The 23,737-nt window shown below is 57.3% G+C and carries 18 protein-coding genes and 1 pseudogene; 11 read left to right on the forward strand and 8 right to left on the reverse strand.

Annotated features, from left to right (window positions below; all coding sequences use genetic code 11):
• Both FKP33_RS24775 and FKP33_RS24780 read right to left on the reverse strand, forming a co-directional pair.
• A pseudogene (locus FKP33_RS24775) lies at positions 1-1,484 on the reverse strand (VCBS repeat-containing protein); the annotation flags it as partial.
• Between the two features lie 110 nt (positions 1,485-1,594).
• Positions 1,595-3,109, reverse strand: a complete 1,515-nt coding sequence (locus FKP33_RS24780; RefSeq protein ID WP_141336631.1) for a diguanylate cyclase domain-containing protein — start codon at positions 3,107-3,109, stop codon at positions 1,595-1,597.
• A 351-nt stretch (positions 3,110-3,460) separates the two neighbouring features.
• On the opposite strand from FKP33_RS24780, the gene FKP33_RS24785 reads away from it, so the two are divergent.
• On the forward strand, positions 3,461-5,980 hold the full coding sequence (locus FKP33_RS24785) for a U32 family peptidase (protein ID WP_127608697.1): 2,520 nt from the start codon (positions 3,461-3,463) through the stop codon (positions 5,978-5,980).
• Between the two features lie 270 nt (positions 5,981-6,250).
• On the opposite strand, the gene FKP33_RS24790 is transcribed toward FKP33_RS24785, so the two are convergent.
• Entirely contained in the window at positions 6,251-7,315 is a 1,065-nt protein-coding gene (locus FKP33_RS24790) for a glycine-rich domain-containing protein (protein ID WP_141336632.1), read from the reverse strand.
• A gap of 243 nt (positions 7,316-7,558) precedes the next feature.
• Here FKP33_RS24790 and FKP33_RS24795 point away from each other — a divergent pair, with 243 nt between their 5' ends.
• Genes FKP33_RS24795 through FKP33_RS24810 form a run of 4 tightly spaced genes read left to right on the forward strand, consistent with a single transcriptional unit; the run spans position 7,559 to position 11,745 of the window.
• Complete coding sequence (locus FKP33_RS24795; RefSeq protein ID WP_141336633.1) at positions 7,559-8,698, forward strand: ABC transporter ATP-binding protein; 1,140 nt, start codon at positions 7,559-7,561, stop codon at positions 8,696-8,698.
• A complete protein-coding gene (locus FKP33_RS24800; protein WP_174817596.1) occupies positions 8,691-9,404 on the forward strand; it encodes an ABC transporter permease subunit in 714 nt (237 codons plus the stop codon). Before FKP33_RS24795 ends, FKP33_RS24800 begins: the two co-directional genes overlap by 8 nt.
• Before the next feature lie 23 nt (positions 9,405-9,427).
• Positions 9,428-10,822, forward strand: coding sequence for a GldG family protein (locus FKP33_RS24805; protein ID WP_141336634.1), 1,395 nt, complete (start codon positions 9,428-9,430; stop codon positions 10,820-10,822).
• Positions 10,819-11,745, forward strand: coding sequence for a DUF4340 domain-containing protein (locus FKP33_RS24810; RefSeq protein WP_244932985.1), 927 nt, complete (start codon positions 10,819-10,821; stop codon positions 11,743-11,745). The genes FKP33_RS24805 and FKP33_RS24810 overlap by 4 nt, the downstream gene beginning before the upstream one ends.
• 395 nt (positions 11,746-12,140) lie before the next feature.
• On the opposite strand, the gene FKP33_RS24815 is transcribed toward FKP33_RS24810, so the two are convergent.
• From FKP33_RS24815 to FKP33_RS24835, 5 genes are all read right to left on the reverse strand, one after another.
• Positions 12,141-12,947 (reverse strand): ABC transporter ATP-binding protein, encoded by an 807-nt coding sequence (locus FKP33_RS24815; RefSeq protein WP_127608701.1) that lies wholly within the window; start codon positions 12,945-12,947, stop codon positions 12,141-12,143.
• 56 nt (positions 12,948-13,003) lie between these two features.
• Positions 13,004-13,774: an ABC transporter permease gene (locus FKP33_RS24820; RefSeq protein WP_127608702.1), complete on the reverse strand. Its 771-nt coding sequence runs from the start codon at positions 13,772-13,774 to the stop codon at positions 13,004-13,006.
• A gap of 1 nt (position 13,775) precedes the next feature.
• On the reverse strand, positions 13,776-14,906 hold the full coding sequence (locus FKP33_RS24825) for an ABC transporter substrate-binding protein (protein ID WP_127608703.1): 1,131 nt from the start codon (positions 14,904-14,906) through the stop codon (positions 13,776-13,778).
• A 64-nt stretch (positions 14,907-14,970) separates the two neighbouring features.
• Complete coding sequence (locus FKP33_RS24830; RefSeq protein WP_054798284.1) at positions 14,971-15,207, reverse strand: 4Fe-4S dicluster domain-containing protein; 237 nt, start codon at positions 15,205-15,207, stop codon at positions 14,971-14,973.
• Complete coding sequence (locus FKP33_RS24835; protein WP_141336635.1) at positions 15,188-16,909, reverse strand: fumarate reductase/succinate dehydrogenase flavoprotein subunit; 1,722 nt, start codon at positions 16,907-16,909, stop codon at positions 15,188-15,190. The genes FKP33_RS24830 and FKP33_RS24835 overlap by 20 nt, the downstream gene beginning before the upstream one ends.
• A 309-nt stretch (positions 16,910-17,218) precedes the next feature.
• Between FKP33_RS24835 and FKP33_RS24840 the strand changes: the two genes are divergently transcribed.
• From FKP33_RS24840 to pcrA, 6 genes are all read left to right on the forward strand, one after another.
• Entirely contained in the window at positions 17,219-18,424 is a 1,206-nt protein-coding gene (locus tag FKP33_RS24840; protein WP_244932986.1) for a helix-turn-helix domain-containing protein, read from the forward strand.
• 299 nt (positions 18,425-18,723) lie between these two features.
• Positions 18,724-18,951 carry a hypothetical protein gene (locus tag FKP33_RS24845; RefSeq protein WP_054800330.1) on the forward strand — a complete coding sequence of 76 codons (228 nt, stop codon included), beginning with the start codon at positions 18,724-18,726 and terminating at the stop codon, positions 18,949-18,951.
• Positions 18,952-18,977: 26 nt separating this feature from the next.
• Positions 18,978-19,925 (forward strand): spore coat protein, encoded by a 948-nt coding sequence (locus tag FKP33_RS24850; RefSeq protein WP_141336636.1) that lies wholly within the window; start codon positions 18,978-18,980, stop codon positions 19,923-19,925.
• A 351-nt stretch (positions 19,926-20,276) separates the two neighbouring features.
• Positions 20,277-20,864, forward strand: coding sequence for a hypothetical protein (locus tag FKP33_RS24855; protein ID WP_054798286.1), 588 nt, complete (start codon positions 20,277-20,279; stop codon positions 20,862-20,864).
• Positions 20,865-21,034: 170 nt separating this feature from the next.
• Positions 21,035-21,730 (forward strand): heptaprenylglyceryl phosphate synthase, encoded by a 696-nt coding sequence (pcrB, locus tag FKP33_RS24860; RefSeq protein WP_141336637.1) that lies wholly within the window; start codon positions 21,035-21,037, stop codon positions 21,728-21,730.
• Positions 21,731-21,746: 16 nt separating this feature from the next.
• A partial coding sequence (pcrA, locus tag FKP33_RS24865) for a DNA helicase PcrA (protein WP_141336638.1) occupies positions 21,747-23,737 on the forward strand: 1,991 nt, incomplete at its 3' end.

The raw sequence follows: 23,737 nt of genomic DNA on the forward strand, positions 1-23,737 counted from the left end.
GGACCGCCTGCGGTCAGCGGAGCGCCGCCGGTGTCGCGGAGCGGCTCGCGCGGACCGAAGCTGAGCGGCGGCGCCTGCCCTGCAGGGAGCGCCTGCGCCGGATGGGCCTCGCCGCCGGCCGTGAGGCCGGGGTACAGATACAATCCGCCGTCGCTGGAGCCGACGGCCAAATCGATCCGCCCGTCGCCGGTCAGATCGGCGAGCGCGGGTACCGCCCGCACCGGCTGCGTAATCGGATCGCCGAGCGACCGGTACTCCGGGTACGCGGCCAGCCGGATCGGAGCGCCGTCCGCCAGCAGCCGCGTGCCGCTGGAGTAGAACGAGTTCGGCGTTTCGCCGGCGAAGGCGGGCTTCGCGTTCGTTCCCGTGTTCAGATGAACGACGACGGATTCCTGCCAACGCCCCCACGTGAACGCGGAACGGACGAGCGAGAACGACGGGATCTGCTGATGCTTCTTCAGCAATTCCGCCCATTGGATGCCTTCCCCGTCGCGAATGGCCTCCATCGCCTCAAAATGATTCTGATGCGCCATCGCAGGCCGCCCATACGGGCCGAGCGTCTTCTTCACGCTGTAACCAAGCTTCAGCTTGGATATGTAAGCGGCGTATTCGGTGCGCATCAGCGCATTGCCCGCCGAGAACGTAAAATGAAAGTACGGTTCCACGGGAAGCTGGCTGCGGTCGAAATAAAGCGCGCCGGTCTTCGGCCGGATCGCGGCATTCTCTTCGGCGGCCAGCTTATCGAAGCCAAGCGCCGGATCCATGCCGCTGCTCAAGTCGTAGCCGGTTAAATAATAGCGGTTGGGCAGCAGCGTGCCGCTCAGGAAGACGGTGCCTTCTCCGTAGCGGTTCACCGTATACAGCGAGATGCCGTTCATCGCCACAAGCGTCTTGGCCGTTGAAGGCACCATGCCCTTGCCCCAAGAAAAACGGCTCAAGCTGCCGTCCGTATCATGACGGAAGAACGTATCGGCGAACGTGCGCAGCACCTGCTGAATGCCGAGCAAATCGGCATCGACGCCGGGATACGTCCACAGGGTGGCGCCTGCTGCTGTCGGAAGCGCCCCGCGATCGGGCGCAGGCACGTCCACCAGACGAGCCGCGCCGAGAAAGGCGGGCTCGAAATCGGCGGCGAACGCATTTTCAAGGAACAAATGCCCGCCCCCCCGAACGTAAGCCTCAAGCGACTGGCGCTGAGCATCCGTTAACGACCGGTGCAGGGACGGGTCCAGGTAAATCGTGTCGTAATCGTGCAGCTTTCGCGCCGATAAACGGGCGAGATCCTGCTTCTCGAGAACGAGCCCGGCCAGCAGCGATTGGCGCAGCTGGCCATATGCGGCCGGGTCGAACGCATCGCCCTGCGTCGCATACAGCATGCGCACCTCGAGCGTTTTGTCGCGGCCAAACAGAACAACAAGAAGAACCGCAAGCGGCAGCAGCCCGAGCGCGGTTACAACCAACTTGCGGAAAGGAGTACGTTTCAAAACAAATCCCTCATTAAGGCAGCTTGCAGGCGATCCGGCCCAGACGGCCGTGCCCGTAAGCAACAAATTGGGTGTTACCCCAGACATTATAGCACGGATGGCCGCCTTTGTTAACTTTCGCGGTCGTAGTCCGGGAAGCTGACGGCTACGCGGTTGCGGCCTTCGGCCTTCGCCCGGTACAGCGCTTTATCCGCATATTCGACAAGCTGCTCGGGGGTGCCGGCCGTATCGGGAACGATTGCAGTCAAACCGACGCTGACGGTCACGTGTTCCGCGATTTTCGATTGCGCATGCGGGAGCGCCAGACGTTCGATGCGGGAACGAAACTCTTCGGCTAAGTGGAAGGCCTCCTGGAGCGATACGTTTTTCAGGACAGCGGCAAATTCCTCTCCGCCATAACGGGCGACAAAATGCCCGTGCTCGTGCAGCAGCCCGCTGGCGACGGCGGCAATGACGCGAAGCACCTCGTCTCCTCCCAGATGCCCGTAGTGATCGTTATAGTACTTGAAATAATCGACGTCGAATAAAAAGAAAGCCAGCGTCGATTCGCCGGCCGCTCCTTCGTTCCAAGCTTGCAGCAAATACTCGTCCAGCTTGCGGCGGTTCGGAATGCCGGTCAAGCCGTCGAGGTCGGACAGCTTTTGCAGCTTCCCCAGCGCGTCCTGCAGCTTTTTCTCGGTATTTTTACGGGCGGTGATGTCCCGAATGGTAATCAAATAGGCGCCTTCTTCTTGATAAACAATCGGAGAGACGGACAGCTCGACTTCGACCGTCGTTCCGTCCAAACGCAAAAACCGCTGCTCGATCAAGTCCGATTTCAGCGTTCCTGCCTTTATGGATTGCCAGTCCCGGCAGGCTTTCTCCAAGAGCGACGGATGGATGAAGTCGACAATCGGACGGTTTAAAATATCTTTCGGAGACGCGGCATGAAGCAGCTTCAAGCCTTTATCGTTGATGAACACGATGTTGCGGCCGGATATCGCCAGCGTAGCGTCCGGTGACGAAGCGATGAGGTGCCGGTATCGCTCCTCGCTTTCCTGCAGCTTCCGAATGGAGGCATGAGAACGGATGATATTTAGAAAAATGTATACCGACAGCAGTCCGACGCCCGTGGAGACGAGCCATTGATTCGTCAGAACCAGAGGCGCTTTACTCAGATTGCCGGCCTGATTCAAGTTAATCAGAATGATGATGGAGATGCCGGTCATCGCGAAGACGTTCAACCCGAAGAAACGCAGCAGGGTAAGTCCTTTGCGTCCTGCCAGGAAGCCGCATACGACGGAGATCAGAAGCATCATGCCACCCGACGTGAAGGCGGCGAAAGAGGCGCCGAACAAGCCGATGCGTCCGCAAAGGATGAATACGCCTGCGATGATGGCCGGAATCGGCCCGCCCTGCAGGGCGGCGATGACCATAGGGATATGCCGCAGATCGGCGATGACGTCCGATTCCACGTGAATGCTGAAAATCATCAGCAGAACGCCCAGCAGCCCGAAGCAGATCCCCGCGAACACTTTTGTCGGCCAGGGAGAGTCCACGTGGAGCGGTCGTTCTTTGAACCATTGTCCTATAATAAAAAAGGAAGCGACGAGTATCGACGCGTTCGCAATAAAGTCTTTGAACATGATTGGCGGTCCTCCACCATTTTAAACTTGCTTTTACTATACAGGAATCTTTTGCCCATCATAACTGGTAATAAATGGGTACCCTTCCGGTTAGAAGGGGCGCGGGATTTCCGCCGCTGCGATAGGTGAAGCGGGGGATGGGCAGTGCTGCTCCTGTATGTAATTCGTCATGTTTTGACATCTTTCCTTTAAGTTCGAGCATGAATTGATTAAAATTTGATCCTTTCGGATCAATGAGCCGCAGGGGCGCCGAATGGTTTGCCGGGCCGCTTTCTGGTACACTAGAGAAAAAAGCGATGACCGGTAGCTGAATATAAACTGGCTGTACGGCTTGGAGGTAGGGATTTTATCATGCGGGACATACGTAAAACGGATATCGAGCTGCTCGCTCCGGCGGGGGATTGGGATTGCATGCGGGCGGCGGTGGCGAACGGAGCGGACGCCGTCTTTTTCGGGGTGGAGAAGTTTAACGCGCGGGCTCGGGCGAACAATTTTTATACGGACGAGCTTCCGGACATTATGTCGTTCTTGCACCGATACGGGGTCAAGGGGTATTTGACGTTTAACATTCTGGTGTTCGAAGAGGAATTGGATGATGCGCGGCTGCTGATCGAAGCTTGTATCGATGCAGGCGTCGATGCGGTTATCGTGCAGGATTTGGGGCTGGTGCGGTTGATTCGGGAGATCTCTCCGGACTTCCCGATTCACGGCTCGACCCAAATGACGATTACGTCGCCCGAAGCGGTGGAGTTTACGAAGCCGTACAATATGGAGATTGTGGTGCTCGGGCGTGAAAATAATTTGAAGCAAATCCGGCAGATCGGGGAGCAGGCGAAGCTGCCGATGGAAGTGTTCGTGCACGGAGCGTTATGCGTCTCGTATTCGGGACAGTGCTTGACTTCCGAAATGTGGGGCGGGCGCTCTGCGAACCGCGGCGAATGTGCCCAGGCCTGTCGATTGCCGTACGATTTAATGGTAGACGGGCAGCCGAAACCGATGGGCGATGTGGCGTACCTGCTGTCGCCCAAGGACTTGGCAGCCATTGAGCTGATCCCGGAATTGATCGAGGCGGGCGTGAAATCGTTCAAGATCGAAGGCCGGCTGAAAAGCCCGGAGTACGTGGCGAACGTCGTCGGCAAGTATCGCCGCGCGATCGACCGTTATTTCGACGGCGAGAACCCGCAGCCGACGAAGGAAGAGCTTCGCGAGCTGGAGCAAAGCTTCTCCCGCGGCTTTACGTACGGCTTCCTCAAAGGCACGAACAATAAACAGCTTGTCGAAGGCACGTATCCGAAAAGCCGGGGCGTTTACTTGGGCCGCGTCAAGCAGATTCTCCGCGACGGCGTGGTGTGCGAGCTTGAGGCGCCGTTGAAGCGGGGCGACGGCATCGTGTTCGACGCGGGCGACCCGACCAAGAAGGAAGAGGGAGGCCGGGTCTACGACCTGCGGCGCAAGGGCGCGAAGTTCGAGGGCGAGGCGCCGGGCGGCGTGATCGAGATTATTCCGGGGCGCAATGATGTTGACTTGAGCCGGGTGCATGTGGGCGACCGGATCTGGAAAACGAACGATCCGCATCTGGACAAGCGGCTGCGCCAGACGTACGAAACGGACAAGCCGTACCGCGTCTTTCCGGTGCGCGTGAAGGTGACCGGCGCGGCCGGACAGCCGCTGCGCAGCGTATGGACGGACACGGCCGCCGGGCACACGGTAACCGTCGAGTCCGAGCTTCCGCTCGTCCCGGCCGAGAAGCGGCCGATGGACGCCGCGCTGTTCGAAGAGCAGTTCGGGCGTCTTGGCGGTACGGTGTTCGCTTTGGAGTCGGTCGACGTCCACTTGAACGGCGACTTAATCTTGCCGATGCGCGAGCTGAATCAGATGCGCCGCCAAGCGGCGGAGCTGCTGCTCGCCGAGCGGGAGCGCCCGCGCGCTTATGTGAAGCGGTCGGTGGACGTTTATAGCGATACGCCTGCGGCGCCGGCGAAGCCGGCAACGCCGCAGGGCGGGAAGGCGCAGGCGCGGCTGACGGCGCTGTGCCGCAGCCTGCCGCAGGTGGAGGCGGCCGTTGAGACGAACGTCGATCTGATCTACGCCGACTTTGAATTCATCAAGCAGTTCCCGGCGGCTGTGGAAGCTTGCCGCCGGGCGGGCAAGCGGATTGCGCTTGCGACGCCGCGCATTCATATGCCCGGAGAGACGGGCTATTTCAAAAATATTTTGAACCTCGGACCGGATGCGGTGCTGGTGCGCAACACGGGGGCGGTTTACTGGTTTATGCGGTATTTGGCGGAGCATCCGAACGAGCCGCAGCCGGAACTGATCGGCGACTTTTCTTTGAACGTGGCCAACCATAAGGCGGTGTCGCTGTTCTTGGATGCCGGGCTTTCGCGCGTGACGCCGTCTTACGACCTGAACATCCAACAGATGGTCGATCTGCTGCGCCGCAGCGAGACGTCGCGGCTCGAGATTGTCATTCATCAGCACATGCCGATGTTCCACACGGAGCATTGCGTGTACTGTACGTTCATGAGTCCCGGTACGGACTACACGAACTGCGGCCGCCCTTGCGAGGAGCATCGCGCTTCGCTGAAGGACCGCGTCGGCTTCTCGCATCCGGTGCGTGTGGACGAAGGATGCCGCAACACCGTGTACAACGCGATCGACCAATCGGGCGCGGAATACCTGGCGAATTTCATGGAGCTCGGCGTAGGCCGGTACCGCGCAGAGTTTCTTGAAGAAACGCCGGAGAAGGTGCGCGAAGTGATCGGTTTGTACGAACGGGCGCTGCGGGGCGAGATTACAGGAACGACCGTTTGGAAGACGCTCAAATCGACGAACCAGCTCGGCGTGACGCGCGGACAGCTGGTGAAGTAAGCCGGCGGGGGCGGGCGCCAAGAAGGAAGCCGCGGATGGTGTAAAGCGGATGACAGCGAATGGACGGGTATTTCGAGCTGCCGACAAGGGAATAGCTTCTGCCCAGCTGCAATAACGGAATGATAGTGCCACATTCGGCCCGTTTCCGGGTTCTTCCATAAAATAGCGAAAATAGCGAAAATAGCGGAACAATGATGCTGGATTTGCCTCGAGATCAACCCTCACGGGTCGGGAGAAGGGCAATGGCGCACCAGAGTTCCGCTATTTTTATTAGTCGCCGCCTCCGCCGCATCCGGATGAACAGCTGGATGAGGAGCAGCCGGAAGACGAACCGCCGGACGAGGAGCCCCCGTCATCGCTCCCGCCGCCGCCGCGGTCGTCATCCCATGAGCCGGAGCCGCCGCTGCTGCCGCATCCGGAGGAGCTCGAGGCTGCATGCTCCTGTTCCCGGCGGCGCGCCTCCTCCTCAGCGTAGTGCTGCGCCATCAAATCGTCGAAATCGCCGAGATCCGCCGCCGAGTATACGATGAGCGCCCCGGCCAAATACGGCATGTAGCTTGCGGAATCGTGCGCGGGTTTCTCGGCGGAGTAGACGGCGCCGGTCTCGGCGTCCGCCGCTTGCTCCTTGGCTTTGCGGATCAAGCGGGCGATCGTCTCCCCGATCTCGGGATAGCGTTCAGCAGCCTTGCGGTTGAACAGGCGGTCAGCGAGCTCGGCCTCGTCCACTACCCGCAGTTCCTCCAGGCGCCCGCGGTCGAGCGGATACCGGAAGAACGGCGTCCAAATCCGTGAGGAGTACGGAGTCGGGATGAACAGATTCGCGTATACCCAGTCGAACCATGCCCGTCCCCCGGGATCCGGTTCTCCGCCGCTGTGCGGTGCGTGATGGATGACGGAGCCGACGAAAGCTTCGCTGAATCGATGGTATTCGCGGGTAAACATCAGCATTTCGTGCCAAATGTCGTCGACGGCCTCGCTGAACATCGGTACGTCCTTTAATATCGCCGTCATCAGAAAATATCGTTTTAATTCAAGGAACTTCCAGTTGAATTCGGACGTCGTCATTTGCGGGTGCTTTCGCTGCACACGTTCTCGGAGCATCGCCGGGAAATCCCCGGCAAGCGCCTGTTCGAGCCTTTCCACGGCCGGGCTCAGCGGAAGATCCGGCTGGATACCGAGCGCTTCGGGCAAAGGACCGTCTTCGTACAACGGCTGACGGCCGGGTCCTGACGTACCGCCGCGATGGCGTCGGCGCTGCGTTTGCCCGCGATTCAACAGGGCGATACTGACAAAGACGAGAATGCCGAACAGCAGGATGAGGATAGCGATGACCATGCAGTTCCTCCTTGCAAGGGATTGGATGTAGCTTCCATTATACCAAATGGCTTCGAGCTCTGCGATGAGTGCCGAAAGTTCACAAGTTAGACACATTTTTTTAAGCAAATTTTCAGCTTTGGTTAAGCTGGCATTATTGTTCCGCCCTTATCCTGTTGCTTGTGGTTAGACCGGCCTTAAGTTGGAAATGGCTGTAGGTAAAGGGCATATGAAGGATAGGTTTTAACGATGGGAGGTTTTGACGTGCTTGAGGTCAAACAGGTCAGCAAGTTGTATGAGAATCAAAGGGGCGTCCGTGACATCGATTTCTCGATGAGCCGGGGCGAGATCGTGGGGTTTCTGGGACCCAACGGTGCGGGCAAAACGACAACGATGCGCATGATCACCGGCTACTTGAACCCTTCGCGCGGATCGATTGCGATTGACGGATTGTCCATGGCGGATCATCCGAAAAAGGCGCGGCAAAAAATCGGTTATTTGCCGGAGACGCCGCCGCTTTACCCGGAAATGTCCGTACTGTCGTATTTGAAATTCATCGCCGACCTACGGGATATTCCCGTACGGGAGCAGAAGCAGCGGATCGGCGAGGTGATCGGGCGCCTCGGCCTGCAGGGCCGGGAGCGGCAAATCATTCGCAGCCTGTCCAAGGGCTACAAGCAGCGGATCGGGCTTGCGCAGGCCATTCTGCACGGACCGGATCTGCTTGTGCTGGACGAACCGACCTCGGGCCTCGACCCGAAGCAGATTATTGAAATCCGCCAGCTTATCCGCGAGCTCGGGGAAAATCATACCGTGCTGCTGAGCACGCACATTTTGCCGGAAATCAACGCGCTCTGCAACCGGGTGCTCATTCTGCATCAGGGACGCATCGTGCTCGACGGACAGCCGGATCAATTGGCGAACTCGCTGAACGATACGTTCGAGGTGTCGCTGGAAGTGAAGGGTCCGCGCGAGACGGTGCTGGCCGAGCTTCGCGCAACGCCGGGCGTATCCTCGGTGCGTGAGCTGACATCCGAGGCCGAATCGCAACCGGCCATAGCGGCGCCGCTTGAGGAGCGGGCAGGCGAAGCGGCTGCCGGGGAAGAAGCGACGGCTGAAGGTTCGACGTCTTTGGCGGACGGGTCCGGGTTTGAGTCGGGAACGGTGAAGGCCGTTGTCGCGGCGAACGACCGGGAGGACATTCGCGAAGCGATCTTTTACCGGATGGCGGAGCGGAGACTGCCGATCCTGGCGATGAAGAAGGAGAGCCTCAGCCTGGAGGACATCTTCCTGAAGCTGACGACCGATGAGAAGCTGGACGATGCTGATGCCGGCTCCGATTCCAATTCCTTCGAAGTCGCCGAAGCCGAATCCGAAGAGAAGGAGGTGAACGCCCGTGCGTAGAACGATGGCCATGACCCGCAAAGAGCTGCAAATGTACTTTTATTCGCCGATCGCGTATGCGGCGTTCGCTTTCTTTTTCGTGATCGCGGGGTATTTCTTCAGCGCCAATTTCTTGTACCCGCCCTATGTGGTCGACGTGCGGCCGGTGTTCGGCAATGTGACGTTCGTGTTTCTGTTCATCATCCCGCTGCTGACGATGCGGCTCGTCTCCGATGAGCTGCGGCAGGGCACCGACGAGCTGCTGCTCACCTCGCCGGTCAGCATAACCGAGATCGTCGTCGGCAAGTATGCGTCGGCGCTGACCGTGCTGCTGATGCTGGTGGCGGGCAGCTTGCTGTATCCGCTTATCTTAAGCGCCTACGGCCCGCTCGATCAGCCGGTGCTGTGGCTGTCGTATTTGGCCATGTTCCTGGTCGGAGCGGCGATGATGGCGGTCGGCTTGTTCGCCTCTTCACTCTCGGCGCACCAGATGGTGTCGGGTATCGCGGCATTCGCCATCCTGCTCGTGTTCTGGACGATCGAGTGGCTCGGGGATACGGTAGGCGGGAAAGTCAAAGATTTTCTCGGCATGTTCTCCATCGTCAGCCGGGCCGCCGACCTGCAGAAGGGTGTGCTCGATTTCGCCGACGTGCTGTTCTACGTGACGTTCATTCTGGTGTTTCTGGTGCTTAGCATCCAAGTGCTGGAACGCAAGCGCTGGAGATAAACCGGGAAGGGGGAAGATGCGAAGTGAATAAATGGATCCGCGGAACGAATGCGACTGTATTGTCGCTGGCGGTTATCGGCATTTTTATCGTGCTGACGATCTTCTTGAATTCCGCCAAAAACATGCAGGTCGATTTGACGCAAAACAATAAATTTACGTTATCCGATCAAACGAAGCAAACGCTCAGCGCCCTGGATAAGGATATCCGGATCTTGTCGTTTACGACGACGGAGACGAATCCGTATATGAAGCGCGAAGTGGTGGAGCTTGTGGAGGAGTACAAGAAGCGCAGCGGCAGGATTACGTTCGAAGAATACGATGCCGTCGCGAACCCTGCGGTCGCGAAGCAGTACGAAGTCGACCCGGCCGGGACGCTCGTGGTGCAGAGCGGGGAGCAGAAGAAGACGCTGCCGTTCTACGACATGTTCCTGCCGAGCCAACAAAATCCGAACGGCTACAGCTTCAGCGGCGAGGAGAAGCTGACGCAGGCGCTGGTGAATTTTAACGTTAAGGAGAAGCGGAAGCTGTATTTCCTGAGCGGGCATAATGAAATTCCGCTGACGCAGATGACGCTCTGGCGTTCGGGTCTGGAAAGCGCGAACTACGAGGTGAAAGAGCTCAACCTGCTGCGCGAAGGCAAAATTCCGGACGACGCCGAGATGCTCGTCATTGTCGGTCCGGAAACCGACCTGAGCGACAAGGAAGCGGAGCTCGTCAAGGCCTATATGGACGGCAAGGGCAAGCTGTACCTTGCGCTTGGCTTTAACCCGGACATGTCTTCGAAATGGAAAAATATCGACGCGCTTATGTCCGCCTACGGCATCAAGGACCAGCATGCGGTTGCGATCGAGCCGAAGCAAAGCACCATGTACGATCCGCTTAGCATCGTGCCGGAGTACAGCGGCCATGAAATTACGCGGAAGCTGCAGGAATATAACCTGCTGACAGTCATGACGCTGGCGGTGACGTTGAAGGTCGACCAGCCGAATGCGGATTATCCGGCGACGGCCATTTTGTCTACGACGGATAAAGCCTACGGCGAGACCGACTTGAAGGCGCTCGCGGGCCAAGGCACCAGCAAGAAGGACGCAGCCGACGTGGCGGGACCGCTCGAGCTCGGCTACGTCGTGGAGAATAAGGAGAAGAAGCCGAAGGCGGTCGTGCTCGGCGGTTCGACATTCCTCGTCGATCGATACATCCAGCAGCAGGGCAACCGGGACTTCGCGCTGAACAGCGTCGGTTGGCTGCAGGAGCAGAAGGATCAAGTGACGATCCGGCCGCGGGAAGGCGACAACTTGTCGACGGCGCTCGTGACGGGCGAGCAGGCGAACATGATTTTCCTGGGTACCGTCGTAGTCTTCCCGCTGTTGTTCCTCCTGATCGGCGGCTTCATTTGGTGGAGGAGGAGAAAAGGATGAGACGGTTGATCCCGACGATCGTGTTGGTGGTACTGTGCATCGGGGGATTCTGGTATGCGTCGAGTCAAGATTTTTTTAAAGAGAAAACGCAAGAGGCGCCTGCCCTTGTAACGGTGAAGAAGGAAGAAGTGGCAAGCTATACAGTTAAGAACGGCGATACGGAAACGGTACTGGAGCGTAAGGACGGCGGATGGACGATGACGAAGCCGACCGCGCTTCCTCTGGACAGCAGCTCGGCGGACGCATGGGTGGATACGTTCGTTTCGGTGAAAAAGGATAAGGTCGTGACCGCTGCGGCAGCCGAACTGGAGCAGTTCGGCTTGGCCGCGCCGAAGCAGATGTTCACCGTGAAGCTGGTGGACGGCGGGGAACGGACGCTGGCCGTCGGCGACCTCGTCCCGGTCGGCGGCTCGTATTATGCGAAGCTCGGCGATGCGCCGGAGGTGTTCCAGCTCGCCGAGTCGACCGTGAAGTCGCTGGCGAAGCAGCCGGTCGATTTTATGGAGAAGCGGGCTGTGAAGGTAGAGTACGAGAAGGTACGCGCGTTGACCGTGGACTGGAAGGGCGCGGCTTGGACGTTAACGAAGACGGAGCCTGACAAGTCGTCGTTCGAATCCAAGTGGAAGCTCGGCGAACGCGAGTTGACCGGTACGGATGCGACCGGGTTCTTGGACCGGGCGGCGTCTTTGGTCACGGAGCAGCAGGCGAAGCGCGCATCCGAGGTGCAGGGGCTTGATCAGCCGGACCTGCGGATCGAGCTGAAGGTCGCCGGCGAAGCCGCAGGCGCGGAGACGACCGTCGCGTACGCGGGCAAGGCCGCGGGGGACGTCGTGTGGATCTCGCAGCAAGGCGGTGAATGGGCGTTTGCCGTACCGACGGCAGCCGTGCAGGAGCTGGCCGACAAGGCGAAGGCAGCGCCGTAAGGAGGCGGCGGGCGGGCTGCAAGCGCAGCTCCGGCGCATTCGCGGCGAAGTCCCCGCCCGAAGGAAAGCTATCCGCCATTGCTTGCTCAGCAATAGGCCAAGGGTACAAGGCCGGCAAGGATACCTCAGGGTATGCTTGCCGGCCTTTGCTGTATCGACGGCGAACTCAAATGGGCTCATGCTGTGGGGGACGCCCCCGGTTCATGCACCGCGGTTAACGCCGGTAACTCTCGTCTCGGTACTACGGCTATACCCGCATTTGAACCGGTGCTGCACCGTCTTGGGGCCAGAGCTGGATGAGCCGGGAAAAACCTGGAGCCGGGACGGCAAAAAATCCCCGACCTTAGCCAAGTCAGGGATCTGGCTTAAGTAGCTCGGCTCCCGGCCCGGAACGCTTACTCCGTCGCCGTTTGCTGCAAGAGCGTTTGAGAAACCGCATGCGGGTACGATCTGATCTTCTCGTCTTCCAATAAGTCCAGCAGCCGGGCGCGCAGTTCCACGAACCTCGCGTCGGTCCGTCTGCGCGGACGCGGCAAATTGACGGTGACCGTTTCTTTGATCCGTCCGGGTCTGGGAGACATGACGACGATACGGTCCGCCATGTAGATCGCTTCCTCCACATCGTGCGTGACCAGCACGAAGGTGATGTTTTCTCGCTCCCAGATCCGGACGACTTCTTCCTGCATTTTTTGCCTCAGGATCGCGTCCAGTGCAGCGAAAGGCTCATCCATGAGCAGGATTCGCGGGTTCAGGCATAACGCGCGGGCGATGGCTACCCGTTGGCGCATGCCGCCGGAGAGCTGCTTCGGGTATAAATGAGCGGAATCGGCAAGTCCGAACTTCATTAAATATTGATCAAGGAGCTCCCGCTGACGACGGCGCGGAATACGTTTCATCGCCATGCCGAACCGGATGTTGCCGCGAACGGTGAGCCACGGAAAGAGCGCGTAATCCTGAAAAATAAAGCCGCGCTCGGTCGAAGGCCCTTTCACCGGCGAGCCGTCGATTTGGATCTCGCCTCCGGTCGGTTCCTCAATACCGGAGATTAGTTTCAGCAGCGTACTTTTGCCGCATCCCGACGGACCGAGCAAACAAACAAACTCCGATTTGGCTATCGATAACTGAATATCCTGCAGCGCATGCACCGACTGGCTCGTCCCTGCCCCGTATTCTTTAAACACCTGCTTTAATTCGACAAACAAGGGCCATCACCCCGATCTTTTAGTTTGATAACTGAAGTCTTGCATCCTTCCATACCTTACTGCCAGCGAATAAGAAACCGTTCAACCGTCCGCACGAACGCCGACGATAAATAACCGAGCGCCCCGATCGTAAACATGCCGATAATCGACTCCTTGTAATCGAGCAGGTGATACGCCTGCCAGGTGGAATAGCCGATGCCCGTCTGACCGGACATCATTTCCCCTGTAATGACCCCCATCCATGACGCCCCGATGCCGACAGACAAGCCCGTGAATATTTCAGGTGCCATCGCAGGCAAATATACGCTCCAGACGGCCCGGACCGGACCGCAGCCCAGGCAGCGGGCGGCTTGCACCAGCGCCGGGGAAACACGCCTCGCTGCATCCCGCGAGCTGATCAGGATGGGAAAGAAAGCACCGATGAAGGTAATAAAAATAATGCTGCTTTCGATCGTGCGGAATAATAGCATCGCGACCGGCAAATAAGCAATGAGCGGAATCGGCCGGAACAGCTCCAGGTTGGTGTACAGCGTATGGTTCGCAGTCCGTTTGAGGCCGATCCATAAGCCAAGAGGCACCGCCGTCGTGAAGCCGAGAGCGATGCCCGTCAGCACGCGGGATGTACTGATCGCTATGTCCTGCCGATATTGGGGGGTAAACAAATTACGATACCATTCCGCCAGGATATCGATAGGGTCCGGCAGGTTGCCGAACTGGAGCGGCCAGTGGATGTTGACATCCACGGCCCATTTCCAGAGCAAAACGAAGGCGGCTACCGAAACGGCTCGAAGCAGCAGCCCAGGGACTTGCAGCCTGGTTTGTCTCATTTTAGTAAACCTTCCCTTGAATCCAGTCTCCCTGCAGCTCAGCGTCGGTCAAATACGTTCCACCGGTCGATTGGATCGCTTCCCTTAAATACGAATCGTCGACGAAAGCGTTTAGATCCAGCTTCTTCTGCAGCTTTCCGATGCTTGACAGAAACTCGATGCTTCCATTCAGCGTGTTCAAGTCTTTCTTGTAGACGGCCGCATCGAAACGGATGTTTTGCACCATTTTGACGCACACCTCATGCGGGAACTTGCTTTCTTCCTCAAAAATTTTAGCCGTCTCCTCCGGGTTATTCCGCGCAAACTCATGAGCCTCGTTCAGCGCCCTTAGAAAGGCGATGACATAAGCTTTGTTCGCCTTTGCCCAGTCCAGGTTGGCGACGACACCGGCCAAGTAATCGATTTGCGTCGCTTCGCCGAACTGCAGCACGGTGCCGATCCCTTTTTGCTGCATGAGGGTAGGGTAGGGTTCCCATGTGGAGTGAGCCGCAATTTTGTTCTGTTCGATGCTTTGCATCCCGACGGTTACCGATTGATCGACGACCGTCACTTGATCGACCAAGCCTTCCTTGCGGAGCGAATCGAGCAGCATACGGTGCGCACTGCTTCCGATCGGGGTCGATATGGTCTTGCCCTTCAAATCAGCGATTGCCTTGATGTCGCTGCCCTTGGGCACGAGAATGGCCTGGTTGCGGCCTTGAACGCCTTTACCGTCGAATGCGAGGAAGACGGAATGGTAGTTCGGCTGCGTAATACCGAGAACCCCGTTCAGCAGAGAAGGCATGTCGCCGAGGAAAGAAATCTGGATTTTCCCGCCGTTCATGTTGTTGTTCAAGACCGAACCGGCAGGCGCGTCGAACCATTCCACCTTCACACGGCTGTCCGGCGCGACCTCCTTCAAGTGTTTTTCAAACAGTTTTTTGTTCTTTATAATGAGTGCTCCCCACGTCTGTGCCGTAGGAGATTGATACCCGATCGTCACAGTTGCCTCTTCCGCCTGTGCGGCGGAAGATCCCGCAGGGGCGGAAGAGGCGGTCTCGGACGTGCTGCCGGATGCTCCGCAAGCTTGCAGCAGAACAGACGCTAGGACCAGGACCAAGAGTAAGCTTACAGTTCGGATACGATTCGACATGGGGATTCCCCGCCTTCCTAGTAGAAATCATAATTAATGAGATGATGTCGTTTGACCGATGGGTTTATCGGACCAAATAGGGGATATTCACGCGCACCGCATCAACCGGGCAGTCGGTTTGGCATGGGGTGCAGTACCAGCATTCGTCGTATTTCATATACGCTTTTCCGTCTTTGTCCAGTGCGAGAATGCCCATCGGGCATACCTGAACGCAGATATCACAGCCGATGCACTTATCCCGGTCGATGATGACACTTGCTTCCACCCGTTGCGAAACGAAATTAGCTGACCGATTGCTCATGTTTACTCACTCCTTCTTCGGATGATGGTCGTTGGGGCTCGAATATATACGGCGGCAGATCACGCGTGGTCAGCTGCGTTTCGCCGTCAGCGCCTTTCTTCACAATGACTCGCTTCAGCCAGTTGGCATCGTCGCGCTCCGGATAATCGAGATAATAGTGGTAAAAGCCCCAGCGGCTTTCCTTGCGGAACAACGACGCTTTCGCCATAAGCTCGGCGCAGTCGACGATGCTGTGAATTTCAAGCGCTCTTCCGAGCTCGTGCGGATCGTTCGCGCCGAGCAGCTCCAGGTCGACGCGGCGGAAGTGCTCGATTTTCTCCAGGGCGATTTCCATCTTCGTCGTGGTCTTGGGCGGCATCAAATATTGGGTGACGATACGGCGGATCTTGTACTCCACCTGCTGATGCGGAACACCGTTCGGGTTCGCGCGCAGCCTTTCGATCCGCGCTCTTTCCGCCTCGATTTGCGACGGGTCCGCGCCAAGCCGTTCCGTCTGTGCAGCATAGTTCGAAGCGTTCGTACCGGCGACTTTGCCGAAGGTCAGCGCACCGAGCAAATATTGATGGGGAACCGACGCCATATCTCCCGCCGCATACAGTCCTTCCATCGACGTTTCCGCTTCGTGATTGACGAGAACGCCGGAAGCGCTGTGACCGCTGCAGAGCCCTACTTCGGAGAAATGCAGCTCCACCATATCCGTCCTGTAGTCTTTGCCCCGTCCGGCATGGAAGCGGTCGCGGCTCGGCCGCTCGTTGTGGTGCAGGATCGATTCAATCTTGGAGATCGTCTCGTCGTCCAGGTGCGTCAGCTTGAGGAACAACGGCCATTCGCCTTTATTGGCCAGCTTCCACATATTCATGATCAGCTCGCCGCTCCAATAATCGCAGCCCGTTACCCGCTCGCCATTCACATTGGCGGTATAGCCGCCAAACGGACCGGCCACATAGGCACAGGCGGGGCCGTTATAATCTTTCATCGTCGGATTGATCTGATAGCACTCGATTCCGGTCAGCTCAGCTCCGGCATGATAAGCCATCGCGAATCCTTCGCCGGAGTTCGTCGGGTTCTCGTAGGTGCTGTACAGGTAGCCCGAATCGGTAAGACCCATACGTCCCGCCGCACCGGCCGTCAGGACGACGGCCTTCGCGTGTACGACCACGAGCTCGCCGGTCGTTACGTCTACGCCAAGTGCGCCGACTACGCGGTTACCCTGCGTCAGCAGTCTTGTCGCCATGACGCGGTTGACGACTTTGCAGCGCATCTGCTTTACCTTTTTGGCGAGAATCAGCTTTAAGTCGCTCGCTTTCGGCATCGGCAGAACATAACGCCCTTTCCGGTGCACACGGTAAACCTCATAATTGCCCTCGGCATCCTTCTCGAAATCGACCCCCCACGAATCGAGCTCCTTTACGATGTCGTAACATTCGGACGCTTGTCGGTAAACGGCCCGTTGATCGATAATGCCGTCGTTCGAGTCGGTAATTTCCCGCGTATATTCCTCGGGCGTGGCTTTCCCCGGAATGACGGCGTTGTTCAACCCGTCCATACCCATACTGATTGCTCCGCTCCGCCGGATATCGGCTTTGTCGAGAACAAGCACCTGTACGTCAGGATTCGCCTGCTTCGCCTTAATGGCGGCCATCGTTCCCGCCGTGCCGCCGCCGACAATCAACACATCGGTCGTATATTCCCTTGTCTGCATAACCTATTCTCCTCCCTCAATGCAAATAAGACACAGCGATCCTTTGGAGAAAGGCGCAGTGTCTCTGGTTAACCAGTTGACATCGAATTAATTCCTAGTGGTTTACTTTGTATTACACAACCCGAATGATAGCATCCCCCGATTGAGGGAGTCAATAAGGGGATGAACATTGAGCAGCAATAGACGATCAATGAGCAACAAATCCATTAAATGGAAATTTTACTCATCTTGATGCAAGGGAGGTCATTCGTTAAAATAAAATTATTCCAATTTGTATAATCGGATTTAACGGAAAAGGGGGCGTTCTTGTTGTTTCCCAAGGATAAAGGCTTCAGGCTGATTACTTTACAAGAGGCGATGAGCGTATTCGGTATTAGCCGCGCTACGATAGACCGCTGGCGCCGAAGCAAGCAGCTGCCGACCATCAAGATTGGCAAAGAAGTGTTCTTTGATCCCGACGAACTGCAGATGTGGATTAAATCCCACTCCGTATGCGGGGCTGCGGCGGACCGGCCGGAAAGCGCGCCTGCCGAGAGCCTGACCGTCTCCATCGGGTATCAGAGCGGAACGGCGCATATGTGGAGCCCGCTAATTATGAAGGAGCTTGGGTTCTTCGAAGAGGAGCTGCGCAAACAATTTCCGCATCGTCCTATTAAGGTCTTGTGGCATAATGCGGAGAACGGCCTGGAACTGGTGGAAGGCCTTATTTCGGGCTTGATCCAAATTGCCTCGCTCGGCGATTACCCGATACGCATCTGCAGCTCACTGGGGAAACTGCTGCCGAATTTTCAACCCGTACTGCTCGCCTTTGACGGAAAAACCCGGAATGGCAAAGGCATATCGGTCGTCGTTCCGTCAAACAGCATCATAAGAAAGCCGGATGATCTTGCGAACGTGACCATCTCGACCGTTGCCAATTCCAGCGCGGGCATGCGCCTGAATCGGCTTCTTACCTCGATCGGCGCAGCGGAACAAGAGCATCCTAACGTCATCCACCGGTCAATGAGCGAAAGCCTGACAGACATCGTCGATAGACGCGTCGGCGCCAGCGCAATGTGGGAGCCGTACTTGAGCCTGCTGCGGCACTGGGGCGCGGGCACGGTACTTTTTGAGGAAGGCATGTATGAGGACTACTTGACCGGCCTGGTGGCGGGCGAGCGATGGGCGGCCAACAACGAGGCTATCGTTATCGCTTATTTGAAGGCTCACGTTCGGGTGCACCAGCTGATGCGCAGCGAGCCTGCACGCGCCGCCAAGCGGGTGCAGGCATCGACCGGAATCCCTCAAACCGTCGCTTGGCGGGTGCTCTCGAACGTCCGCTGGGATGCAGCGGTTTACCCGCGAGATCTGAACACGCTGCAGAGGTTGGAGGAACGCTTTCCGGGAATGGCGCCGGAGCTTTACCCTATTCGTGCCAAGACCGATTACTTGAACATTGCTCTGGAGGAAATGGGTTTGCCCTCGATCGAAGCGTCTCCTCAAGGAACGGAATGGCCAAGGGAGCAAATGTATTGAGCGGTGGCCATTCGTTCGGCTTCTTCTCTCCTCCTTGTAATCAAGAAGACGGCCTAACGATTAAGGTGGTTGAACCCTCATCCTTTTCTCCAAGCGGACGCGATGGTTCCGTTCCCGGAGGAAGGGGTGATTTTTTTATTCCCCCGATACATAATTTCCCACTGGCCGGACATCCTAATCTTGGTTGATTTAGAAGGTATAGTTTGTTTGCATCAACCGTAACAAAACGCGCCAGTCCTTGCAGCACAAGGGTGGCAAAGCCGTTTATCCTGGTCAACTGAGGAAAGGAGGACCCATCCATGTATAACCAACAACAATCCGTCAACTCGGTAAGCTCCAAGGAGCTGTCCTACATCTCCGATTGCCTGAAAAACGAAGAGCTGCTCGCCAAAATCGCCGTACAAGGCGTAGCGGAGAGCCAAAACCAACAGCTCAAGCAAAAGCTGGCGCAAATCGCGCAGGATCGTCTGCAAAACACCGACCAATTGTTAAGAACGCTGCAGCAGCATACACAAATGTCCCATTAAGGCATACATAGGAGGTCCGGCAAAGCATGTACCAGCAAAATCAAATGATCAACACGCAAGCGGGGCAAGCCCAAGCGCTTCACCTGCACTTGAATGAACAGGATGTCGCCAATCTCGTTTTATCCGAATTGAAACGTACGGCGCGCGAGTATACGACGGCGGCGCTTGAAGCGACGCATCCGGCGATTCGCCAAATGTTCGCAAGCCTATCGCAAAAGACGCTGCAAGACCAGGCGGAGCTCTTTGACGTGCTGTCGCAGTTGGGCGGTTACGGCTCGATCAAGATGGCCACGCAGCTGGAAGTGCAGCAGGAGCTTTCGCAGCAAATTCAGAAAGCCGAGCAGCTGCAGGCGATTGTGCAGCAGGCGGTGCACGGTTCTTTCGCCGGCGGCGCTTATCAGCAGCCATTCGGACAACAACAGCCATCGTTCCAACCCTCGCAGCCATCGTACGCCCAGATGCCGGGCTATGCGGCAGGCTCGTCACATTACGGCGGCATGCTCTCGTCGTCGGTCTCCGGGCAACAGAACCAAAGCCAGACGTCATCGGCCGGCTACAGTCAATCGCCGGCAGCTTCGAGCTTCGGCTCGTCCGTTCAAACGGGTTACGGCTACGGCGCATCTTCGGTAGAAGACTCGGAACACAACAATGTGAAATCTTCCGTTTCCGGCACGGACGTCTCTGATTATTACGCGACCAAGGCGTCGCAGGACTACACGAACGCGAGCGCCGGCGCCAAATACGGTTCGAACCAACAGGCATACGGCAGCCAAAACCAGCAGGAGCAAAGCTACGCTTCGACCGGCTACAACGCTTCGGCGACAGGACGCCAAGGCCAAAGCGCCACCGGTTACGGCTTCAACGGCTCCTCCGACGCGGCGACGAGCTCAAGCGTGTCATCAAGCTCGAACGGTATCCAGAACAAAGCGCAATCCGCGCAGCAGCAAGCGAACGCCAGTAAATACGTATTTTAAGGTGAGCAGCCTTCTGGCTGAAAAATCCCCCGGCACAAGCCGGGGGACCCAAGCTATAATAGATAATTCATCGTATCCATCCGTCCCTGATGGTCCGATTCCAGCAGGAGCAGATCCTCTTCGGAACAATTTCGGTTTCTGCATATGGATTCCCCTTTTTTAAATCCGGAACTACGGAATGCCTGAATGAGATAGCAAAAATTCGCGGGAACCTCCTTTTTTGGGGGTGGCAGCTCCGCACCAGCTTCGCCCCGCGTCAGGAAAAAGGCTCCACATGGCGCAGGAAAGTATACTTTTTCGTTTTTGACCCATAATACGAAAAAAACGCCATGACGGAAGGGGCCTCATTCCATGAGAACGATCCTGACCTTAGCGCTCGCCGCGGCGCTGCTTGCCGGTTGCCAGTCGCAAAGCGCCGGCGATGCCGCCGATATGAAAACGATGCAGAAGACGGTAGGGCGCGAGCGTCTCCTGCAAACGATCGGCCAAATTACGCCGCCCTCAATGGATAAAAGCGTAATGACCCAGTCCGACGAGCAAATCATCGGCTGGATCAAGCAAATCGACGATTGGACGCATCAAGTGCTGTCCTCCCCGGTTACCGGCGAAATGGACAAATACGCGATGGAAGAGATGCGGACCACACTCATGCAGGTGTATAACCGGGAGATGGCCGACCGGATGCTCGCCTACTTCTACCGGCGCGACGATCGTCTGGGAACGTATCAGGCGAACAGCACGAAGGCCATGCTCGGGCTGCGCAGCGAGTGGGGGAAATACGAGCTGAAGAAATCACAGCCCGACGCGAGCAAATACCGGGTCTCGCTCAGCGGGGCGAATGTGCAGCAGGATTTGGCCAAGTCGGTCATGCAGCACGAGTCGGAATACCTCATCGAGGGAGATCGATTGAGAATTACCGAGTTCAAAACCGTCTCATAACGGGACGGATTCACACGAAGCAGAACGGTCCGCGGAAGCGCGCCGGTCTGCTTTCTTTTTTGGGAGCAATTTGGTAAAATATACGAACGTATATTCTCTATTCGTTTCATTGACACGTCCTGCAGGGTAGCATAGACTACTTGTAGATGGAAGGACAGGAGGCTTTTGCTTTGCATTTGCAATTGGAGCAGTGGAGACACGTGTTTAAGCTGGACCCGGACCGTGAATTGTCCGATGAAGCGCTCGAGCGGATATGTCTGTCCGGCACCGATGCGGTTATGGTCGGGGGCTCGTCGGGCGTCACGTTCGACAACACCGTCGATTTGCTTGCCCGCATTCGCCGCTACGAGGTGCCGTGTGTGCTCGAAGTATCCGAGCAGGAGGCGATTGTGCCCGGGTTCGACTTGTTTCTGATTCCGATCGTGCTGAATGCGCGCAATCCGGAATGGATCGTCGGCCGTCAGCGGCAGGCGCTGCGAGAATATGGCGCCATTATGGATTGGTCGCAGATCGTGACCGAAGGCTACATTATATTGAATGGCGATTCAACAGCGGCGCGGGTGACCGATGCCGAGGCGGAGCTCGATTTGAAGGACGTGGAGGCTTACGCACGCATGGCGGATCGTTTATTCCGCTGCCCGATCGTTTATATGGAATACAGCGGAATGTTCGGCAATATGGACGATGTGAAGCGGGTTCGCGGGCTGCTCGCCACGGCAAGGCTGTTTTACGGCGGCGGGGTGGATAGTCCGGAGAAAGCGGTCGAGGCGGCCCGGTCCGCACATACCGTCGTAGTCGGCAACGCCGTTTACCACGATTTGGAGCAGGCGCTGGCGACTGTGAAGGCGGTCAAGGAATCCGTGTAGAAAGGGCAGGTAAACGATGAACGAACCTATAGATATTTTCAAAGCGATAGAGAAGCTCAATCCGCAGCAGGCGCGGGCGGTCCAGGCGGTGGACGGGCCGTTGCTGATCATGGCGGGAGCCGGTTCCGGCAAGACGCGCGTGCTGACGCATCGGATCGCTTATCTGATAGCGACGCGCAAAGCGGCGCCCTGGAGCATTCTTGCCATTACGTTTACGAACAAGGCGGCTCGCGAGATGCAGGAGCGGGTCAGTGCGCTCGTTGGCCCGCAGGGGCAGGACATTTGGGTGTCGACGTTCCACTCGATGTGCGTTCGTATATTGCGCAGAGACATTACGCGGCTCGATTTTTCATCGAATTTTACGATTCTCGACTCTGGCGATCAGCTGTCGGTCATCAAGAATTGTATGAAAGAGTTGAACATCGATTCGAAGAAATTCGAACCGAAGTCGATCCAGGCGGCGATCAGCAACGCCAAGAACGAACTGCTCACGCCGGAGCTGTTCGAACGGAAGATCGGCGACTACTTCGACGGCCTTGTGGCGAAAGTGTATACGCTGTATCAGAAGAAGCTGAAATTCAACAACTCGCTGGACTTCGACGACTTGATCATGATGACGATCGAACTGTTCAAGCAGGTGCCGGAAGTGCTCGATTTCTATCAAAACAAGTTCCAATATATCCACGTGGACGAGTATCAGGATACGAACCGCGCGCAATATATGCTGACCCGGATGCTGGCGGACAAGCACAAGCGCATTTGCGTCGTCGGCGACAGCGACCAGTCGATCTACCGCTGGCGGGGCGCGGACATCAGCAACATTCTCGATTTCGAGAAGGATTACCCGAACGCGACGACGATTCTGCTCGAGCAGAACTACCGTTCGACATCGACGATTTTGAATGCGGCGAACAAGATCATTGCCAACAACGCCGGACGCAAGCCGAAGAATTTGTGGACGGACAAGGGCGAAGGCGAGAAGATTCGCCTGTACCAAGCCGATTCGGAGCACGAAGAAGGATACTACATCACCGGTCAAATTCGTAAAAACGTGGAGAAGGGCCGACGCTTCAAGGACCACGCGATTTTATACCGGACGAACGCCCAGTCCCGGGTCATCGAGGAAATTCTCATCAAATCGGACATTCCCTATCAGATCGTCGGCGGCGTAAAGTTCTACGACCGTAAAGAAATCAAGGATATTTTGGCTTATTTGCGTCTGGTCTCCAATCCGGACGACGACATCAGCTTCGCGCGGATCGTCAACGTGCCTAAGCGCGGCATCGGCGATACGACCCTCGATAAGCTGGCGGCGGCTGCCGCCCAATACGGCGTATCCATGTTCGCGATGCTGGAGAACGTGGGCAGCTTGGACATCAGCGCCAGGACGCGGAGCGCGCTGACGGAATTCCGCGAGATGATCGAGAACTTGTATCGCATGGTCGATTATTTGTCGGTTACCGAATTAACGGAGAAAATGCTTGAAATGTCGGCGTATCGGGAAGAATTGAAGCGAGAAAACACGATCGAGTCGCAAGCCCGCCTCGAGAACATCGACGAGTTTCTGTCGGTGACCATGGACTTCGAGAAGCGCAATGAAGACAAGTCGCTTGTCTCTTTCTTGACCGATCTTGCGTTGATTGCCGATATCGATTCGATGAATGAGGATCCCGAAGCGGGCAAGCAGGGCGTCGTGCTGATGACCATGCACAGCGCCAAAGGCCTCGAGTTCCCCGTCGTCTTCATCGTCGGCCTCGAGGAAAGCGTCTTTCCGCATTCCCGGGCGCTGATGGACAACGAGGAGCTCGAGGAAGAGCGGCGGCTCGCTTACGTCGGCATCACCCGCGCCGAGGAAGAGCTCTACCTGACGTGCGCGCGGATGCGCACGCTGTTCGGCCGGACGGCGGCGAATGCGCCGTCCCGGTTCCTGCACGAGCTGCCGCAGGAACTCGTGGAGAACGCTCGCGCGGGCGGCGGAGCGTTCGCCCCGCGCAGCGGCAGCGGCGC

This window comes from Paenibacillus sp. tmac-D7 (genome assembly GCF_006519665.1).
GTDB lineage: Bacteria > Bacillota > Bacilli > Paenibacillales > NBRC-103111 > Paenibacillus_G > Paenibacillus_G validus.

Coding starts and splice junctions, on each gene's coding strand:
- FKP33_RS24780 (WP_141336631.1), bottom strand. CDS start 3,109: ATGTTCAAAGACTTTATTGCGAACGCGTCGATACTCGTCGCTTCCTTT.
- FKP33_RS24785 (WP_127608697.1), top strand. CDS start 3,461: ATGCGGGACATACGTAAAACGGATATCGAGCTGCTCGCTCCGGCGGGG.
- FKP33_RS24790 (WP_141336632.1), bottom strand. CDS start 7,315: ATGGTCATCGCTATCCTCATCCTGCTGTTCGGCATTCTCGTCTTTGTC.
- FKP33_RS24810 (WP_244932985.1), top strand. CDS start 10,819: ATGAGACGGTTGATCCCGACGATCGTGTTGGTGGTACTGTGCATCGGG.
- FKP33_RS24820 (WP_127608702.1), bottom strand. CDS start 13,774: ATGAGACAAACCAGGCTGCAAGTCCCTGGGCTGCTGCTTCGAGCCGTT.
- FKP33_RS24825 (WP_127608703.1), bottom strand. CDS start 14,906: ATGTCGAATCGTATCCGAACTGTAAGCTTACTCTTGGTCCTGGTCCTA.
- FKP33_RS24830 (WP_054798284.1), bottom strand. CDS start 15,207: ATGAGCAATCGGTCAGCTAATTTCGTTTCGCAACGGGTGGAAGCAAGT.
- FKP33_RS24835 (WP_141336635.1), bottom strand. CDS start 16,909: ATGCAGACAAGGGAATATACGACCGATGTGTTGATTGTCGGCGGCGGC.
- FKP33_RS24845 (WP_054800330.1), top strand. CDS start 18,724: ATGTATAACCAACAACAATCCGTCAACTCGGTAAGCTCCAAGGAGCTG.
- FKP33_RS24850 (WP_141336636.1), top strand. CDS start 18,978: ATGTACCAGCAAAATCAAATGATCAACACGCAAGCGGGGCAAGCCCAA.
- FKP33_RS24855 (WP_054798286.1), top strand. CDS start 20,277: ATGAGAACGATCCTGACCTTAGCGCTCGCCGCGGCGCTGCTTGCCGGT.